The following is a 17,457-nucleotide window of genomic DNA, read 5'->3' as shown; positions in this document are numbered from 1 at the left end:
CCGGCCCTGAACGATCTCAATTTCCGCCGAGCGGCATGCCCCATTGCCGCGCGGTCTGCACGACCCAGCCGCGGTACAGGGTGAGCGGCGTGACTCCGGTCATTCCGCCGCAGCCGTCCGCCAGATTGGGCCCGGTCGACCATGAGATGACACCGATCAGCACCTGCACTTGGGCTTGCGCTTGCGCTTGCGGCTGTGTCTCGAAGGCGGGCCCGCCGGAATCGCCGGTGCAGCCGCCGAGTCCCGGCTTGGCACCTTGCGTCTTGGGATCGACCAGCCGGATCTGCAAAGTTCCTGGCTTGCCCGTGGCGACCAGCGACGCGGCGCGCACCACGCCGCCGCTCTTGCCGTCACCCGGCAGCGCGACACCGATGCCTGCGACGGTGAAGGCGTTGCCGGCCGCCAATGGCGGCTGCGGCACTCCGAGCGAAGCAGGAACGCGCTCCGTTGCCGGCGCCTCCAACTCCAACAGCGCGACATCAGCCGTGGCGCGATGGGCCTGGATCGATTGGGCGCTGAAGCTCGGATGCACGGCGACGCGCCGGACCGTCTTCAGCACCGGCTTTCGTTCGCGATCGTATTCCACGATGCGGTAATCGACGCCCGGCTGCACGCAGTGTCCCGCGGTCAGCACCAGCCTGGGGGCGATCAACGCACCGCTGCAGAAATTGCCGCGCGAGCCGACGATGGTGACCACCGAGCGCCCGATGCCGTCATTCAGCGCGGGCGCATTGCCGACGATGGCAAGGGCCGGCGACGAAAGCAGCAACAGGGCGGCGGTGATCGCGGGAAGCTTCATTGGCGCAGCAATAGCTGTTGCCGGCGATATCGCCAAGTGCGGCGTCCCGTGTTAGCGATCATCGAGGGTATCGAGCGAGGGACGGGACAGTGATGGTCGAGGCAGTGATCTTTGACTTCGGGGGCGTGATGACCACTTCGCCGTTCGAGGCGTTCGCGCGGTTCGAGCAGGAGCGCGGCTATCCCGTCGACATCATCCGTAACACCAATGCCGCCAACCATCTCGAGAACGCCTGGGCGAAATTCGAGCGTGCCGAGATCGACCTCGATACGTTCGACCGTCTGTTCGCGGAGGAGTCGCTGGCGCTCGCCGGCGCCGCGGTCAGCGGCCGCGAAGTGCTGCCGCTGCTCGCCGGAGATCTCCGCCCCGACTTGGTCGAGGCGCTCCGCCGCATCAAGTCGGAGTGCAAGACCGGCTGCATCACCAACAACCTGCCGGCCAACGCAATCGGCAGCCAGGGCGGACGATCGTTCTACGTCGCAGAGGTGATGGCCTTGTTCGATCACGTGATCGAATCGGCCAAGATCGGCCTGCGCAAGCCCGATCCGCGCATCTATCGGATGATGACCGACGCGCTCGGCGTCAGCCCCGCGGACTGCGTCTATCTCGACGATCTCGGCGTCAACCTGAAGCCCGCTCGCGAGCTGGGCATGACCACGATCAAGGTGGTCAGCGCATCGCAGGCGATTGCCGAGTTGGAAGCAGCGACCGGGCTTACCTTGCGCTGATTGTCGTGACGCGGGCTTCGCGACAACGGCTAATTGTTGGTCTGTTTCGCCCGCTCGGGAAACGCGGCCAACAATGCCGCACCATCGGCCTGTAGCACGCCGCGTTCGGTAATCAGTCCGCTCACCAGCCGCGCCGGCGTCACGTCGAATCCATAGTTCGCCACGGGCGATCCCGGCGGCACGACGCGCACGGTCTCGATGCGGCCATCGGCGGTGCGGCCCGTCATCTCCGTGACCTCCTGCGCGCTGCGCTGCTCGATCGGAATTTGCCGCCCGTCGGCGACGGCGAAGTCGATGGTCGGCGACGGCAGCGCGACGTAGAACGGCACGCCGTTGTCGTGCGCCGCCAGCGCCTTGAGATAGGTGCCGATCTTGTTGCAGACGTCGCCATTGGCGGCGACCCGGTCGGTGCCGACGATGGCGAGATCGACCATGCCGTGCTGCATCAGATGACCGCCGGTGTTGTCCGGAATGACGGTGTGCGACACGCCGTGATGACCGAGCTCCCAGGCGGTGAGCGAGGCGCCCTGGTTGCGCGGCCGCGTCTCGTCGACCCAGACGTGGATCGGAATGCCGCGATCATGCGCCAGATAAATCGGCGCGGTCGCGGTCCCCCAGTCGACGGTCGCAAGCCAGCCGGCATTGCAATGCGTGAGCACGTTGACCACCTCGCCCGGCTTCTTCTGCGCCGCCGCCGCCTCGATCAACGCGAGGCCATGCGCGGCAATGCCCTGGTTGATGGTGACGTCCTCGCCGGCGATGTCCACGGCGCGCGCATAGGCCGCATCGCGCCGCTCCGACGGCGCCAGACGACGCAGCATCGCGCTCATCGTATCGAGCGCCCATTTCAGGTTGATCGCGGTCGGCCGCGTCGCGATCAGCATATCATAGGCCCGGTCGATGCCGGGATCGGAGCGGTCGTCACGCATCGCCAGCGCCATGCCGAACGCAGCCGTGGCGCCAATCAGGGGCGCGCCGCGGACCAGCATGTTGCGGATCGCATCCGCCGCCTCCTCGCAGGTGGTGATCTTCGCCAGAACGAACTCGTGCGGCAGCCGCCGCTGATCGATCGCACAGACCGACCAGCCGTCCGCATCGAGCCAGATGCTGCGATAGTGCTTGCCGTCGACCATCATGTCCGTCCCTCCCTCAGCCGCGCAGGATGCGGCCGGCGACCGCGTCGAGCTTGTTCAGGAGTTCGGGGTCGCGCGCCTCGGGCGCGGTGATCAAGGCGGTATCGAGCGCACGGTCGGAGCCGATCGGACACGGCTCGTGCTCGCGCGGAAACTCGCGGGCGAGACGCGCCACCAGCGCCTTCGCCTTGTCGGCATTGGTGGTGAGCACGCGAATGATGTCCTGCACCGTGACCGCGTCATGATCCGGATGCCAGCAATCGAAGTCTGTCACCATGGCGACAGTCGCGTAGCAGATCTCGGCCTCGCGGGCGAGCTTGGCCTCGGGCATGTTGGTCATGCCGATCACCGAATAGCCTGCACTCTTGTAGGTCATGCTCTCGGCATAGGTGGAGAATTGCGGTCCCTCCATGCAGACATAGGTGCCGCCGCGGGCGATCGCGATGTCTTCCGCCTCGGCCGCCGCAGCCAGATGGATGCGCAGCCGCGGCGACACCGGATGGGCCATCGACACATGCGCGACGCATCCCTTGCCGAAGAACGAACTCTCGCGCTTGTAGGTGCGATCGACGAACTGGTCTACCAGCACGAACGTGCCCGGCGGCAGCTCCTCCTTGAACGAGCCGCAGGCCGACAGCGACACCAGATCGGTGACCCCGGCGCGCTTCAGCACATCGATGTTGGCGCGGTAGTTGATGTCCGACGGCGACAGCCGGTGTCCCCTGTCGTGGCGCGGCAGGAACACGATCGGCAGGCCGGCAATGGTTCCGCGGCGCAGCGGCGCCGACGGCTCACCCCAGGGGCTCGCGATCGCCTCTTCGCGGGCGTCTTCCAATCCCGGCAGATCATAGATGCCCGAACCGCCGATAATGCCAAGCACAGCCTTCGTCATGACGTCCCCATCTCCAAGGGAGACGAGAATGCCAGCTTTGCGCCGGATTGAAAACAGCCGGCCTGAAGACGGCCCCGCGTTGCGGACGGATCAGGCAGCCTTGGCCGCCGCCAGATGACCGCTCACCAGACGCACCAGGGTCGCGACCGACTGGAAATTTTCCGGCGTGATCAGCTCCTGCGGAATGGTGAAGTCGAACTCCGCTTCGATCCCGAGCATCAGGTTGACCATGTCCATCGAAGTCAACCCGACATCGACGAGCTTCGCATCGGCCGCCACGTCGGCGGATATCGCATTCTGCGCGAGGATGTCGCGCACCAGCGTGACGATCCGGCTGCTCACATCGGCTTCGAAGCTTGGCATGCTCACTCTCTTTTTTTTTGCAACGCGCGAGGACCTGCGACCTCTCCGCAGACCGTCGGCCTGAGATAACGCATGCCTGCCCCCGAAAGCGTTACGCCCAAACCCTACTGTTAGAATGAATTTGCTTTAACGCTAACGCGGTGGTGAGGATTCTCGCAGTCAAGAAAACCAGGAATTAACCCCCACCCGTCGATTGCGCAGCGTTTACCCTGAATTTCGTCGACGTATTTGAATCAAATCCATACCCTGCGTTGTAGCCCAGGGAAGGCGCAGGGCATCGCTGCAACGTGACGGGATGCGCGTTGCCGATCTCTCAAACAAGGCAAAATCCGGAGCATTGATCGGTCATGAATCTCCAGGGAACCGCGCTTCGCAACCCGACCGCCGACGACAGCGATAGCCTCCTGCTCGATCGCAGCTCGCTCTTTGTACAGCGCACCAGCGCCGTTGCCGCGCTGGCTGCCGCGGAGGCCGAGGAGGTCGACCGGGACGGCCGATTCCCCAAGGCTGCGATTGAAGCGGCCCGCGAGCACAAGCTGCTCGGCATGCAGATTCCGGTCGAGTTCGGCGGCTTCGGCGCGTCGATTCACGACATTGCCGATGTTTGCTACGCACTTGGCAGCGCCTGCGCTTCCAGCGCCATGATCTTTGCCATGCATCAGACCAAGGTCGCCTGCCTCGTGCGCCACGGGCGCGGCAGCCCCTACATGGAATCCCTGATGCGCCGGATCGCGTCCGAGCAGCTGCTGATGGCCTCGTCCACCACCGAGGGCCAGAACGGCGGCAACATCCGCGCCAGCGCTGCGGCCGTCGGCCAAGACGGCGACGGCATCACGCTGCTGCGCGACGCGACCGTGATCTCCTACGGCGCCGAAGCCGATGGTCTCGTCACGATCGCGCGGCGCGCCGACGGCGCAGCGGCGTCGGATCAAGTGCTGCTGGCGCTGACGAAGCACGACTACACGATCAAGCGCACCCAGGGCTGGGAAACACTCGGCATGCGCGGCACCTGCTCGACGGGCTTCGAGCTCAAGGTCAGCTGCCCGTCGGACCGGATGTTCGCCGAGTCGTATGACCGCATTCACGGCCAGACCATGACGCCCTTCGCACATCTCTGCTGGTCGTCGGCCTGGGCCGGGATCGCCGCCGCAGCGGTGCAACGGGCGCAGCGCTTCCTTCGCAAGGCGGCACGCGGCGCCGGCGGACAGATGCCGCCTGCTGCGGCCCACTACACCGCGGCGAAGATGGCGCTGGCCCGGCTGCGCGCGATGATCGTTACGAACATGGATGCCTTCGCCGCCCACGAATTTGACGAGCGCGCGCTATCATCGCTCGACTTCCAGTCTTCGATCACGCTGCTGAAGGTGCAGGCGTCCGAGCTCGCGGTCGAGACGGTGATGCATGCGATGCGCGCCTGTGGCCTGTCGGGCTATCGCAACGACGGCGACTTCTCGATCGGCCGTCACCTCCGCGACGTGCTGTCGGCGCCCATCATGATCAACAATGATCGCATTCTCACCAACATCGCCACGGCGAACCTCATGAGCGCGGTGCCCTCCTCACTCTACGAATGATCGCGTCTCGGCCATTGCCTCCATCCAGGATTTTGCAGAATGACGATTCCCGTTCTCCCGCAGTCGCCCGAAATTGCTCCCCAGGCGGCCGACGCTCTGGATCACCTCACCGACGCCCTGTTCCATCGCATGGGCGCCGATGGCGTCTATGCCCGCACCGCGCTGTATGAAGGCGTGGTCGATCGGCTGGCTGCGCTGATCAGCCGGCATCGCGAACCGGGCACCGAGGTGATGCGCTTCCCACCGGTGATGAGCCGTGCGCAGCTGGAGAAATCCGGCTATCTCAAGAGCTTTCCCAACCTGCTCGGCTGCGTCTGCGGCCTGCATGGCACCGAGCGCGACATTCACGACGCTGTTGCGCGCTTCGACAGAGGCGGCGACTGGACCACGTCGCTATCGCCTGCTGATCTCGTGCTGTCGCCGGCAGCTTGCTATCCGGTCTATCCGATCGCAGCGAGCCGCGGCGCTTTGCCCGTCGGCGGCCTGCGCTTCGACGTCGCGGCCGACTGCTTCCGTCGCGAGCCGTCGCGGCATCTCGACCGCCTGCAATCGTTCCGGATGCGGGAATATGTCTGCATCGGCACGCCCGACGACGTCTCGGAATTCCGCGACCGCTGGATGGTCAAGGCGCAGGCGATCGCCAGGGATCTCGGCCTGTCATTCCGCGTCGACCACGCCAGCGATCCGTTCTTCGGCCGCGTCGGCCAGATCAAGGCCGTCAGCCAGAAGCAGCAGTCGCTGAAGTTCGAGCTGCTGGTGCCGCTACGCTCGGAGGATCAGCCGACCGCCTGCATGAGCTTCAACTATCACCGCGAGCATTTCGGCACCACCTGGGGCATTTCCGACACCGACGGCGCACCGGCCCACACCGGCTGCGTGGCCTTCGGCATGGACCGCCTCGCCGTCGCCCTGTTCCACACCCACGGCATCGACCTCGGACGCTGGCCGTCGCGCGTGCGCGAGGCGCTGCAGCTGGAGCGTCAGGCCGACCCCGTCGGCTAGCGCAGCGCTCGTCGTCGGAGATCGGCAAGACAGTTCATGACCGCGCTCAAGCCAGTGATCCGGTGCCGCGAGATCGGAGAGACCGATCTCGATGCGGTCGCCGATCTCTTGACTCGCGGCTTCCCACGACGCTCGCGCGACTATTGGTCGAGCGGGTTGCGGCGGCAAGCGGGCCGCGCCGTACCTGACGGCTATCCGCGTTACGGTTACCTGCTGGACCACAACGGCGTCGCTGTCGGCGTTCTGCTCCTAATCTACAGCGATCGTGGCACGCCCGGAGAGCCGCAGATCTGGTGCAATCTGTCGAGCTGGTACGTCGAGCCCGCCTTTCGCAACTACGCGACAATGCTGACGCGAATCGCGCAGCGGCGGCCAGAGGTAACCTACGTCAATATCAGCGCGGCGAGGCCGACCTGGCCGATCGTCGAGGCGCAAGGCTTCCGCGCCTATTGCCGCGGCCTGTTTTTCTCGCTGCCGCTGCTCTCGACCGCCGGCCTGGGGTCCCCGGTCGACCGGATCGATGCAGATGCCGAGGCTGTGGACGGCCTTCCGCCGGATGAAGCCGCATTGCTCATCCGTCACGCCCGCTATGGCTGCCTCAGCGTTGTCGTTCGATCGAAGAAGGGCCCGGTTCCCCTGGTCCTCCAGAAGGTCCGCATCCGGCAAGGACGCTTCGCGTTGCCTGCGATGCAGCTGATCTACTGCCGCGACATCTCCGACTACGTCGGCTGCGCCGGTGCCATCGGTCGGCTTCTGCTGCTGCGCCGCGGCTGCGTCTCCGTCATGACCGATGCCAATGGACCGATCGACGGCCTCATCGGCATCTACACCGAGCGGCGCGGCCTCAAATACATAAAGGGCCCGCAGCCGCCGCGGCTCGGGGATCTCAGCGATACCGAGCTGCCAATCTACGGGGCCTGAACTAGGCGGCGGCCGCCCTGGCTGCATGCGCGTAGTCCCAATATAGCCGGCGCGCCCGGCTGAACACCGGGCCGATCGGCAATGTCCGGTCTTCGATACGGATGACCGGCGCGACCTTGGCGAAATTGCCGGACGAGAAGATCTCGTCGGCGGACAGGAAATCCTCGTAGCGCAGCGTGGTCTCGACCACGCTGACGCCGTCGCTCCGCAGCAGCTCGATGACGCGCTGGCGCGTGATCCCGTTGAGGAAGGTGCCGTTCGGCACCGGGGTGAAGACGACGCCGTCCCTGACCATGAACACGTTGGCATTGCCGAACTCGGCGACGTTGCCCAGCAGATCCAGCATCAGGCAGTTGTTGAAGCCGCGCGAGGCCGCCTCGATCAGCGCGCGCGAATTGTTCGGATAGAGACAGGCAGCCTTGGCGTCGACCGGTGCGCATTCTGCAGTCGGCCTGCGGTAGGGCGACAGCGTGATGGCATTGCCCGTGGGCTGCGGCATCGGCGCCTCGTAGATGCACAGGCACCAATTGGTGGTCTCGGGATCGAACAAGACCCCGCCACCGGCGCCGTGCTGCGCCCAGTACATCGGGCGGATGTAGAGCTCGGCCCTCGCGCCGAACCGGGCGATGCCCTCCCGCGCCAGCCCCAGCCAGGTCTCCACGTCGACCACCGGCTTGAGCCGGAAATTGCTCGCCGACCGGTTGACCCGCTCGCAGTGACGGTCGAGATCGGGCGTCACGCCTTCGAAGGCGCGCGCACCGTCGAACACGGTAGATGCGAGCCATGTCGCGTGCGTTCGCACGCCCATGATCGGCGCATTGCCCTCCCGCCATTCACCCTCGAAGAAGGTCCAGGTCTGCGAGTAGCTGACAGGCTTGACGATGTGGGTCATGGCGACACTCCCGTTCGGCATCGATGATCTCTGCACTTCTGGCGTGAATATTTTAAGGATTTCCCCGTGGCGCCCTGCCACTCATGATCGATTCATGCCTGTCGGGCACAATGACGGACGCTTGGTTAACTGGAACCCGTCATGCCGCTCGACCCGCGCGCGCAGCGCCTGCTTTCGATGGTCGCCGCCGCCGCGCCTTCGAGCCGAGAACGTCCGAGTCCTGAGCAGCGTCGGCAGTCGCTCACGAAGTTGATGCAGTTGTCGCGCAACGATCTCGGCGCCGTCATCACGCGGGACGGTCACCTTTCGGGCCCTGCGGGCCCGATGCGCTACCGCTCGTACGCGCCTGCGGCGGACACCAGAGACCCGGCCCTCCGCCTCCCCGGCTTCATCTATTTCCATGGCGGCGGTCTTGTCGCCGGCAGCATCGACACGCACGACAAGGTCGCCGCCGCGCTGTCTGCGGCCGCCGGATGCCGGCTGCTCTCGATCGATTATCGTCTCGCGCCAGAACACAAGTTCCCGGCAGCGATCGAGGATGCGATCGCTGCGACTGATTTCGTTTCCAATCAAGCTGCTGCCCTCGGCATCGATACGAACCGGATCGTGGTCGGCGGCGATTCTGCCGGCGCGACGCTGGCAGCAGCCGTCTGCCAGCATGCCAAGAGCGCGACGACGCTCACGATCGCGCTTCAATGCCTGATCTGCCCCGTGCTCGATTTCTCCCGGCCGTGGCCATCGCGCGAGCAATTCGGAGCCGGATTTCTGATCGACAGGACGACGTGGGAGGCCGACCTCGCCGACTACGTGCCCGAAGGGATCGACGTCCGGAATCCGCTCATTTCGCCGTTGTGCGGCCCCGATCTCGCCGGATTGCCACCCGCCATCATCCACACGGCGGAGTTCGATCCGATGCGCGACGAAGGCAATGCCTATGCCGCGCGGCTCGCGAACGCCGGCGTCGCGGTCACCCATGTCTGTCACGACGGCATGGTTCATAATTTCCAAGCGCTCGGCGCGGTCCTGCCGCAGGCCAAGTCCGCTCTCGGCATGATCGGGCAACAAATTCGCTCTCTCCTCGCAGCTGCGGCTCCAGGTTAATTCGAAGTTTATCGACTACACATCGTTAGGGTTATTTCGTCGTTCTTGTCGCGAATTATGGACCGCTTTACGCCTGCACTCCTACAACTGCACCACTCGCGGAATACGTGCAGCCTGCATCGCCCAACGATGCGGGCGTGGAGATCGCCGATGCGCAACGAGACGATTGCAATCCACGCCGGCTACGAGCCGGAGGCGACCACCAAGGCCGTTGCGGTTCCGATCTATCAGACCGCCGCCTATGCATTCGACAGCGCCGATCACGGCGCCGCGCTGTTCAACCTCGAAGCCGAGGGCTACCGCTACAGCCGCATCTCGAACCCGACGACGGCCGTGCTCGAGAAGCGCGTCACCGAGCTCGAAGGCGGGGTCGGCGGGCTTGCGGTCGGCACCGGCCAGGCCGCGCTGCATTTCGCATTCGTCAATCTGGCCGATGGCGGTGGCAACATCGTCTCGGTGCCGCAGCTCTACGGCACCACGCACACGCTGCTCGGCCACATCCTGCCGCGCCAAGGCATCACCGGACGCTTCGCCGAGAGCGACCAGCCCGATGCGATAGAGCGTCTCATCGACGAGAATACCAAGGCGGTGTTCGCCGAGACCATCGGCAATCCGGCCGGCAATGTCTGCGACATCGAGGCACTGGCGAAGGTCGCGCATCGCAATGGCGTGCCGCTGATCGTCGACAACACCGTCGCAACGCCGATCCTGTTGCGGCCGTTCGACTACGGCGCTGACATCGCCGTGCATTCGCTGACCAAATTCCTCGGCGGCCACGGCACCACGCTCGGCGGCATGCTGGTCGACAGCGGCAACTTTCCCTGGAAGGATCACGCCGATCGCTTTCCGGCCTTCACCCAGCCCGACGCATCCTATCATGGGATGATCTACACCGAGCATTTCGGCCGTAGTGCCTATATCCAGCGCGCCCGTAGCGTCTACCAGCGCACGATGGGCGCCGTGCTGTCGCCGTTCAATGCATTCCTGCTGCTGCAGGGCATCGAGACGGTGGCGCTGCGCATGGAGCGCCATGTCGAGAATGCACGCAAGGTCGCCGAATTCCTCCGCAACGACCCGCGCGTGGCGTGGGTCAACTACGCCGGCTTCGCCGACAGCCCCTATTATCCGCTCGTTCAGAAATATCTCGACGGCCGCGCGTCGTCGCTGTTCACGTTCGGCATCAACGGCGGCATGGAGGCCGGCAAGGCGTTCTACGATGCCCTGAAGCTCGTCACGCGGCTGGTCAATATCGGCGACGCCAAGTCGCTGGCCTGCCACCCGGCCTCGACGACGCATCGGCAGATGCCGCCCGACGACCAGCGCAAGGCCGGCGTGCTGCCGGAGACGATCCGCCTGTCGATCGGCATCGAGCACATCAGCGACATCATCGCGGATCTCGATCAGGCGCTCGCGCAGGCCTGCCCTCAGTCCCGCCGGCTGGACGCAGCGGAGTAGCGACGTCCACCCATGACCCTGCTGTTCGACAGACATCGCAGGATCACGAGCCCTGCATTGGCGCCTGCCGATTTCGACGGCCGCGCGCGGCGTCCGATCGAGCTCACGATCGGGCTCGTCAACAACATGCCGGACAGCGCGCTGAAGGCGACGGATGTCCAGATCGCCCGCCTGCTGCAGCAATCGGCGTCACGGCACGTGCGCCTCCGCCTGCACTGCTTCTCGCTGCCATCGATCCCGCGCTCCCACGCGGCCAGGAGCCACCTCGCCCAGGCCTACACCGACATCGACCGCATCGATGGACTTGGCATTGATGGACTGATCGTCACAGGCGCGGAGCCGATCGCGGCGCGACTGCGCGAGGAGCCATACTGGTCGGATCTCAGCTCCATCGTCGACTGGGCCAGGACGAACACACGCAGCACGATCTGGTCCTGCCTCGCCGCCCACGCCGCGGTGCTGCATCTCGACGACATCGAGCGCCAGCGCCTCGCCGGCAAATGTTCGGGCGTCTACGAGTGCGTCAAGGTGCGGGACGACTGGCTCACCGACGGCATCGAGACGCCGCTCAAGGTGCCGCACTCCCGGCTCAACGCCGTCAACGAGCCGCTGCTGGCAGCGCGCGGCTACGACATCCTGACCCGGTCCGACGAGGTCGGTGTCGACATCTTCGCGCGCTCGATGCCGAGCCGCTTCGTGTTCTTCCAGGGCCATCCGGAGTATGACGCGCTGTCCCTGCAGCGCGAATACATGCGCGACATTGCGCGCTTCCTCGCCGGTCAGCGCGACGATTATCCGCGGCTGCCGAAGTCCTATTTCAGCGCCGAGACCGAGGCGGTCCTGAACGCGTTCGAGGCGCGCGCCAAGGTCAGGCGCGACCCGACGCTGGCCGCCGAGCTTCCCGGCCTGACGCTTCGCACCGATCTCGCCTCCGGCTGCGCGGCGCAGGCGCTGTTCCGGAACTGGATCGGCTATCTCGGGCAGGTCGAATGAGGTCACGGCCGCCATTCTTTACCGGATGGTTCGCGCATCGGTCCGCCATCTGCTAGTTTGGCGCGAGACATCCTTCGCTTCAGGTTCCGATGGCCCGACGCACCGGCAGCGCCGATCTTCCGCTCCATTCCGGGCGCGTCCCGACCTGGCTCGGCACACGCATGGCCTCGCTCGGCGCCATCATCACCCAGGCGATCGTGCATCATTACGGCCGCGACGAATTCCTCGCGCGCATGTCGCATCCGTTCTGGTTCCAGTCGTTCGGCGCCGTGATGGGGATGGACTGGCACTCGTCGGGGATCACCACCAGCGTGATCGGAGCGCTGAAGCGCGGGCTGAAGCCGCTGTCGGGCGAGCTCGGAATCTACGTCTGCGGCGGCCGCGGCGAGCATTCGCGCAAGACGCCCGACGAGCTGCGCCTGCTCAGCGACCGGCTTGGTCTCGACGGCGAGGATCTGGTACGCACCAGCAAGCTGGTGGCCAAGGTCGACAGCGCCGCCGTGCAGGATGGCTTCGACCTCTATCTGCACGGCTTCTTCGTCACCGCCGATGGCAAGTGGACCGTCGTGCAGCAGGGCATGAACGGCGAGGCGCGGCAGGCGCGGCGCTACCACTGGCACTCGCGCGATCTCGCCAGCTTCGTCGACGCCCCGCACAGCGCGATCGATGGTCCGACTCAGGGCGAGATCGTCAACCTCACCGACCGGCGGGCCGCGCCGTCGCGCAATGCCCAGCTCGAGCTCTTGACCGAACTCGGCCCCGACCGCGTCGTCACCGAGTTCGAGCGGCTGAGCACGCCGGAGCCGGCGCAGGGTCTGCTGCCGCATCTGGTCATGCCGGATCATCACGACGTCCGCCCGAAGGACGTGTTCGCGCGCCGGCTGCACGGCACCCTGGCGGCTGCGGCCGAGCGCGGCCCGGTCGATTTCCCCGAGCTGCTGCTGACGCCGGGCGTCGGCGCCCGCACCGTGCGCTCGCTGGCGATGGTCGCCGAGGTCGTGCACGGCGCGCCGTTTCGCTTCACGGATCCGGCGCGGTTCTCGCTGGCGCATGGCGGCAAGGATCGTCATCCCTATCCGGTGCCGATCAAGGTCTATGACGAGACCATCCGCGTGCTCAAATCGGCCGTCGGCAACGCGAAGCTCGGTCGTGACGAGACGCTGTCGGCGCTGAAGCGGCTCGACGATCAGGCGCGGCGGCTGGAGCGCAGCGCGACCGGTCCGACGCTCGACGCCTTCATCGCCACCGAGCGCGCCGCCTCGCCCGAGCTCGACGGCCGCTCGGTGTTCGGCTGGGAACGCGATCTCATCCAGCGCACCGGCGAGGCGTAGCGGCATGCCGGCGCGCAGCGCGGGCGTGCTCGCCTTTCGCCGCACCGCGCGTGGACTCGAGGTGCTCCTGGTGCATCCGGGCGGACCGTTCTGGCGCAACAAGGATCTCGGCGCCTGGTCGATTCCGAAGGGCGAGTTCGGTCCAGGCGAGCAGGCCGAGGCGGTGGCGCGGCGCGAATTCGCCGAGGAGCTCGGCACCGCGCTGACCATGCCGCTGCGGCCACTCGGCGAGGTCAGGCAGCGCGGCGGCAAGATCGTCGAAGCCTTCGCCGCCGAGACCGACCTCGACGCCGATGCCATCGCCAGCAACGAATTCGAGCTCGAATGGCCGCCGCGCAGCGGCCGCATGCAGCGCTTTCCAGAAGTGGACCGCGCCGCTTGGTTCGACCTTGCCGAGGCGCGCACGCGGATCAATTCTGCACAGATCCCGCTGCTCGACCGGCTCGCGGAGATCGGCGGAGGGTGAGCCATCACCATCCGCCCGATTGCCTCACGCCGCGCGGACGTTGCCGAGGAATCGCCCGGTCTGAGTCTTGAGCTGATCCGACTGGCTGCCGAGCTGAGACGCCGCGCTCAGCACCTGCGCCGCCGCGGCCCCGACCTGCCCCGAGGCTTCGCGGACGCCGACGATGTGCTGCATGACGCCCTGGGTGCCCTGCGCCGCCTGCTGCACGCTGCGGGCGATTTCCTTGGTCGCGGCGCCCTGCTCCTCGACCGCGGCTGCGATCGCGTCGGTGATCTCGTTCATCTGGCCGATGGTCGCGCCGATCTCGCGGATGGCGTTGACCGTCGAGCCGGTGGCGTCGCGGATGGCCTCGATCTGGCTGGTGATCTCCTCGGTCGCCTTGGCGGTCTGGGCCGACAGCGCCTTGACCTCGTTGGCGACGACCGCAAAGCCCTTGCCGGCCTCGCCGGCACGCGCCGATTCGATGGTGGCGTTCAGCGCCAGCAAATTGGTCTGGCCGGCGATGGTCTGGATCAGCGCCATGACCTCGCCGATCTTCTGCGACGCGTGGACCAGCCGGTCGACCATCGCCTCCGTCCGGGTCGCCTGCCCGACCGCGTTCTGCGCGATCGAGGACGACTGCGTCACCTGCTTGGCGATCTCCTGGATCGAGGACGACAGCTGCTCGGCCGAGGCCGACACCGTCTGCACGTTCTTGGCGGTCTGCTCCGCGGCCGCGGCGACCTTCGCGCTCTGGTCGCTGGTGCCGGAGACGATGCTCGACATCGATTGCGCCGAGGTCTGCAACTCGCCGGCCGCGCTCGCAGTGGTCTGGATGACGCCGCCGATCGAGCGTTCGAACTCGTCGGCGATCCGCGCCAGCACCGTGCGGCGCTCGTCGGCCGCCTGCTGCTTCGACTCCTCCTGCTCGGCCCTGATGCGCTCGCTCTCGGCGAGATGGTCCTTGAAAATCTGCAGGCTGCGCGCCATGCGCCCGATCTCGTTGCGGCGGTCGGTGAACGGCACCTCGAAGTCCAGATTGCCCTTGGTCAGCTCGTCCATCACGGCACAGGTCTGGTCCAGCGGCACCACGACGCTGCGTCCGAGCAAGAAGGCGACGATCGCGGCCACGAGCAGCCCCGCGAGGGCGCCGAGGCCGGCCCACAGCGCGCGCTGATAGACGACAGCATCGATGTCGTCGACATAGGCGCCAGCCTGGATCGCCAGCATCTTGTCGCCGCTGCCATAGGCGCCGACATAGGACATCTTCGGCAGCTCGGTGCTTCCGCCGGCCCGCGGCACCTTATATTCGACGAAGCCGCCGCCGCCGCGCGCGGCGCGGACGATATCCTGGATCAGCAGCTTGCCGCTGGAATCCTTGAAGTCCCAGCGGTTGACGTTGATGTATTTCGGGTTGGCGTGGACATAGGTGACGCCTGCATCCGAGGATCCGGTTCCGTACACGCCAAGATAGTCGTTGTAGGGTCCCCAGCGCATCGCGCCGATCGCGGCGAAGGCCTGCTGACGCGCCTGATCCGCCGGCAGCTTTCCAGCGGCCGCGGCGGCGTCATAGGAGCTGAGCACCTTGACGGCTGCTTCCACGAGGTTGCGGACCATGGTCTGCCGCTCCTCGATCACGGTTCCACGCAGCATCAGGATCTGCATGGCGGAGACGGCGAACAGTGCGATCGACATCACGGCGATGATCGCCGCCAGACGCTGATAGACAGTCAGGTGTCGCATTTTCTGATTCTCTTGCATGGACTGTATGCACGATACCAAGCGCACATTAATTGTTTGCTATCCCTGCTCGCAGCCGCGCTGCGAACTAATTAGTCTTTGGAATGAGCACCGGCCCGTTTGCGCGAGCCTTGGCCAAACAACAACCAGCGCGACTCCTCGACGGTCCTGCAAATTAACATGTGACATTTCCGTGACGGTCGGATCCCGGAGCTTGAGATCCGCAGGGGGGATCAGCACGGCGGCCGCGTCCCCACGTCCTCGCGACGCGCCAGCGCCCGAGCTTTGTGCAGCGATGGCCCTCATCGGATCGAGGGCGCAGGGAAGACCAGGCATCGGCTGATTCCTGCGGCCCCCGTGCGGAAAGGAATGCACGGGGCAGGAACCACAGGTTCAGCCGGGTTTGCCCGGCCTTCCCTGCGCAATGGTGTTACGGCTTATACGCGCTCTCCTCGGTGCACCGGGCTTGTTGGCCACCGTGTCGCGACAATGCGCTTGCGCCCATCTCGCTCGATACCAGCGTCGGGGTATCAGGACCACGCGACTTCGCCGTCCATGCCGGTGCCACTCGTCAGTCGGCATCAGCACGTCCATCACATCCCGCCACAACGCTCCTGACGATGCGCAGCGCCCCTCGTCGATGAGGCGGGACAGCAAGAGAGAACCATGACTTCCGATAAAACGAAAGCCCAAAATTTATGCAGCGGGGCGTGACCGCGCCGATGGGCTTGAACTCGCGAATGAACTTCGTTGCTTGGCGCATGGCCGATACGGCCTGTTGCGGCCTCCCGACGCCGCGCGGTGCGTAGGTCCTGCTCCCGCGGAGCCCGACGGGCGGCTGCTATGAGGACGCCGTCGCGCCGGACGGCCGGCGCTGCCGCAGCAGCAACAGCATGGCCACGGCAGCACAGGAGCACACCAGGCTCAGCGCGAGCGGCGCGTTGCTGCCGTAGCGGGTCAGGAGCTCGACCAGGATCGGGGCCGAGACGGCCGACAGCACGTTCATCGGCAGACCGATCTGCGCCGAGGCGCGGGCGAATGCCGCCTTGTCGTAGAACACCAGCGGCATGGTCGCGCGCGCCACCGCCAGCGCACCGGTGCCGAGACCATAGATCAGCATGAACGTCGCGATGGCGACATGCGAGCCGTGGCTCAGCATCAGCAGCAGCATGGCCACCGGCAGCGCCAGCCCGGCCACGATGGCGGTGGTGATGCCGTCCCAGCGGCCGCCGCCCATGAAGTCGATCGCGCGGGCGCTGATCTGGATCACGCCCAGCAGGGAGCCGAAGCCGATCGCCTCCGCCGCCGACAGGCCCTCGGATTTGAGCAGCTCGATCAGCACGGCGCCCATGCCGAAGGCGACGAAGGCGTTGAGGCCGGAGGCCCCGACCAGCAGATAGAACGTGCTGCGCGCGGGCTTTGCCGCCGGCGGCGAAGCCGTCACGTCGGATGCGGGCGGCAGATGATCATGGACGCGCCGCGGCAGCAGGAACACGAACAGCGGCAGCGACACCAGCAGCAGCAGCCCGGCATAGACGAGGCAGGTGCTGCGCCAGCCGATCAGCCCCGACAGCGTCGAGGTCACCGGCCAGAAGATGCTGCTCGACAGCCCCGTCACCAGCATCAGCGCCCCGATGGCGCTGCGCGCGCGCAGGCCCGCGACCTCGTTGAGCACGATGTAGGAGGCGGTCGACAGCGTCGCGCTGCCGGCGATGCCGAGCAGCAGCCACGCCGCGTAATAGGTCAGCGGCCCCTGCGCCGCCGCAAGCAGCGCATAGCCGGGTGCGGCGAGCACCGTGCCGGCGATCATGACGCGGCGGCCGCCCTGCTTGACGAACGGCCGCGCCAGCAGCGGCGAGCACAGCCCCATCGACATGTACAGCACCGTGGTGCTGGCGAAGATCGCCGTCAGGTCCATCTCCAGATCCGCCGCCATGGCCCGCCCGATCACGGCCGGCAGGCTGAGCGTGCCCCAGGCGATCAGCTGGGTGACGGCGAGCACGATCAGGACGCGCAGAATGGAGGGGTCGGCGATGACGGGCGGCATCTTCGGAGGAGCGAGGGACTTCCAGGGAGGGCGGCACCAGG

At 66.4% G+C, this 17,457-nt stretch carries 16 protein-coding genes; 9 read left to right on the top strand and 7 right to left on the bottom strand.

Annotated elements, in window-relative coordinates; translation table 11 throughout:
- Window positions 1–16: 16 nt before the first annotated feature.
- A complete protein-coding gene (locus tag HL666_RS14985) occupies window positions 17–799 on the bottom strand; it encodes a S1 family peptidase (protein ID WP_172110390.1) in 783 nt (260 codons plus the stop codon).
- 92 nt (window positions 800–891) lie between these two features.
- Between HL666_RS14985 and HL666_RS14980 the strand changes: the two genes are divergently transcribed.
- A complete protein-coding gene (locus HL666_RS14980; RefSeq protein ID WP_172110391.1) occupies window positions 892–1,527 on the top strand; it encodes an HAD-IA family hydrolase in 636 nt (211 codons plus the stop codon).
- A gap of 29 nt (window positions 1,528–1,556) precedes the next feature.
- Here HL666_RS14980 and mtnA read toward each other — a convergent pair whose 3' ends face one another.
- The 3 genes from mtnA to HL666_RS14965 form a co-directional block, all read right to left on the bottom strand.
- On the bottom strand, window positions 1,557–2,663 hold the full coding sequence (gene mtnA / locus HL666_RS14975; RefSeq protein WP_172182182.1) for an S-methyl-5-thioribose-1-phosphate isomerase: 1,107 nt from the start codon (window positions 2,661–2,663) through the stop codon (window positions 1,557–1,559).
- 13 nt (window positions 2,664–2,676) lie between these two features.
- Window positions 2,677–3,552 (bottom strand): S-methyl-5'-thioadenosine phosphorylase, encoded by an 876-nt coding sequence (locus HL666_RS14970; protein ID WP_172134304.1) that lies wholly within the window; start codon window positions 3,550–3,552, stop codon window positions 2,677–2,679.
- A gap of 90 nt (window positions 3,553–3,642) precedes the next feature.
- Window positions 3,643–3,915: a phosphopantetheine-binding protein gene (locus tag HL666_RS14965; protein WP_172110394.1), complete on the bottom strand. Its 273-nt coding sequence runs from the start codon at window positions 3,913–3,915 to the stop codon at window positions 3,643–3,645.
- A 347-nt stretch (window positions 3,916–4,262) separates the two neighbouring features.
- Here HL666_RS14965 and HL666_RS14960 point away from each other — a divergent pair, with 347 nt between their 5' ends.
- From HL666_RS14960 to HL666_RS14950, 3 genes are read left to right on the top strand one after another with little or no spacing between them, the layout of a single operon-like run.
- The gene (locus tag HL666_RS14960) at window positions 4,263–5,489 is read left to right on the top strand and encodes an acyl-CoA dehydrogenase family protein (RefSeq protein WP_172182180.1); all 1,227 of its coding nucleotides are present in this window, start codon (window positions 4,263–4,265) and stop codon (window positions 5,487–5,489) included.
- A 39-nt stretch (window positions 5,490–5,528) separates the two neighbouring features.
- Complete coding sequence (locus HL666_RS14955; protein WP_172110396.1) at window positions 5,529–6,491, top strand: amino acid--[acyl-carrier-protein] ligase; 963 nt, start codon at window positions 5,529–5,531, stop codon at window positions 6,489–6,491.
- Between the two features lie 36 nt (window positions 6,492–6,527).
- Window positions 6,528–7,412 carry an acyl-CoA acyltransferase gene (locus HL666_RS14950; RefSeq protein ID WP_172182178.1) on the top strand — a complete coding sequence of 295 codons (885 nt, stop codon included), beginning with the start codon at window positions 6,528–6,530 and terminating at the stop codon, window positions 7,410–7,412.
- Window position 7,413: 1 nt separating this feature from the next.
- Here HL666_RS14950 and HL666_RS14945 read toward each other — a convergent pair whose 3' ends face one another.
- Window positions 7,414–8,304: a branched-chain amino acid aminotransferase gene (locus HL666_RS14945; protein ID WP_172110398.1), complete on the bottom strand. Its 891-nt coding sequence runs from the start codon at window positions 8,302–8,304 to the stop codon at window positions 7,414–7,416.
- 141 nt (window positions 8,305–8,445) lie between these two features.
- On the opposite strand from HL666_RS14945, the gene HL666_RS14940 reads away from it, so the two are divergent.
- The 5 genes from HL666_RS14940 to HL666_RS14920 all read left to right on the top strand — a co-directional run bounded on the left by HL666_RS14940 (window position 8,446) and on the right by HL666_RS14920 (window position 13,650).
- Window positions 8,446–9,405, top strand: a complete 960-nt coding sequence (locus HL666_RS14940) for an alpha/beta hydrolase (RefSeq protein ID WP_172132413.1) — start codon at window positions 8,446–8,448, stop codon at window positions 9,403–9,405.
- Window positions 9,406–9,555: 150 nt separating this feature from the next.
- Complete coding sequence (locus HL666_RS14935; protein WP_172132414.1) at window positions 9,556–10,860, top strand: O-acetylhomoserine aminocarboxypropyltransferase/cysteine synthase family protein; 1,305 nt, start codon at window positions 9,556–9,558, stop codon at window positions 10,858–10,860.
- A gap of 12 nt (window positions 10,861–10,872) precedes the next feature.
- Window positions 10,873–11,853 (top strand): homoserine O-succinyltransferase MetA, encoded by a 981-nt coding sequence (gene metA, locus HL666_RS14930; RefSeq protein WP_172182176.1) that lies wholly within the window; start codon window positions 10,873–10,875, stop codon window positions 11,851–11,853.
- Between the two features lie 89 nt (window positions 11,854–11,942).
- On the top strand, window positions 11,943–13,184 hold the full coding sequence (locus tag HL666_RS14925) for a DUF763 domain-containing protein (RefSeq protein WP_172182174.1): 1,242 nt from the start codon (window positions 11,943–11,945) through the stop codon (window positions 13,182–13,184).
- Between the two features lie 4 nt (window positions 13,185–13,188).
- Window positions 13,189–13,650: an NUDIX hydrolase gene (locus HL666_RS14920; protein WP_172132417.1), complete on the top strand. Its 462-nt coding sequence runs from the start codon at window positions 13,189–13,191 to the stop codon at window positions 13,648–13,650.
- A gap of 24 nt (window positions 13,651–13,674) precedes the next feature.
- Here HL666_RS14920 and HL666_RS14915 read toward each other — a convergent pair whose 3' ends face one another.
- Window positions 13,675–15,372, bottom strand: a complete 1,698-nt coding sequence (locus tag HL666_RS14915; protein WP_172110404.1) for a methyl-accepting chemotaxis protein — start codon at window positions 15,370–15,372, stop codon at window positions 13,675–13,677.
- 838 nt (window positions 15,373–16,210) lie between these two features.
- Window positions 16,211–17,416, bottom strand: coding sequence for an MFS transporter (locus tag HL666_RS14910; protein ID WP_172182172.1), 1,206 nt, complete (start codon window positions 17,414–17,416; stop codon window positions 16,211–16,213).
- Window positions 17,417–17,457 lie beyond the last annotated feature (41 nt).

Origin of the sequence: Bradyrhizobium aeschynomenes, assembly GCF_013178945.1 — a bacterium.
GTDB classification, from domain to species: Bacteria; Pseudomonadota; Alphaproteobacteria; order Rhizobiales; family Xanthobacteraceae; genus Bradyrhizobium; species Bradyrhizobium aeschynomenes.
Note: the sequence above shows the minus strand (reverse complement) of the source record. Positions and strands in the feature narration are given on the sequence as shown.